The following is a 1,069-nucleotide window of genomic DNA, read 5'->3' on the forward strand; positions in this document are numbered from 1 at the left end:
CCCACACCGAAAAGCCAGATTGGGCCCGTCGCGAGAACGACGATTGCCAAGTTGGTCGCCATGGTTGAAGCCCAAGGCTCCATGCCGGAACGAATCATGCCGAAGGGCAGTCTTTGCTTGAACAGAAAGAGCCAAATCGGGCCCAGGCCGAACATAACGAGCGGGTTTCGGTAGAGCCTGTACGCAAGCCGACGTGCGAGGGGCAGGGATCTGTATTCGGCCACGGTCAGCGTCGTAATATCGCCGACGCCGCGTTCATCGAGATTGCCGGCAGAAGCATGATGGGCGGCATGCGCGCGACGCCAGTAATCGTACGGCGTCAGCGTGAGAACTCCGAGCATGCGGCCAATCCAGTTATCCACCGTGCGGTGAGCGAAAAAGGACCCGTGGCCGCAATCATGCTGAATCATGAACAGGCGAAGCAGCAAGCCTGCTGTCGGGAAAATCAGCAAGAAGCCCAACAAGAAACCATGATGCACGGAAAGCGCCGCAAGCGTCCAAAGAGCCATAAACGGGACTAGCGTCACCGCCAGTTCGAACAAGCTGCGGCCCCGGTGAGGTTTTCGATAGTTATACAGGATCCTGGGCCAAGCTCGATTGGCAAGTTCGCTCTGGGAGATGAACGCAGCGGGTGTCGTCAACAGTGTTCGAACTCCAATGGATTTGATTGTCACGGCAAAAACGGAGACGTGCCAATCGACATTTATGCCGATCGGGCTTTGCTAGAATGAAACCGCTATTCGATGACCTTCACCCACGGCTCAAGCTTAATCCGCAAGCAGGAGGTATCTTAACCACCATTCTTACATTTGAGACGGCCGTCTGGTAAATTGGGCGGCACCTGTCGTTGGTTTCCAACTTTACGCTCGTTTGCTCAGTAGATTGAAGCGCTCCAGCGTTTGTCTCGGCAACGTTTGGAAATGGACTTGCGGCTGCGCGGATTGCGCAGTTCAGCGCACCGAGTGACGACGCCACACAGATAGCAGATTTGGTACTCGATTGACAGGGACACCACAATTATTCCGTCCAGCTTGTCCGAAATCAATGGGCATTGAAAGCGCTCCGGTGG

2 protein-coding genes are annotated in these 1,069 nt (G+C 55.3%); both read right to left on the reverse strand.

What is annotated here, in order from left to right; all coding sequences use genetic code 11:
- Positions 1-542: fatty acid desaturase (locus ABUE31_RS22655; protein WP_367726031.1), on the reverse strand; the 542-nt coding region annotated here is incomplete at its 3' end.
- Between the two features lie 332 nt (positions 543-874).
- A partial coding sequence (locus ABUE31_RS22660) for a hypothetical protein (protein ID WP_367726032.1) occupies positions 875-1,069 on the reverse strand: 195 nt, incomplete at its 5' end.

The organism is Mesorhizobium marinum, assembly GCF_040813675.1.
Taxonomy (GTDB): domain Bacteria; phylum Pseudomonadota; class Alphaproteobacteria; order Rhizobiales; family Rhizobiaceae; genus Mesorhizobium_K; species Mesorhizobium_K marinum.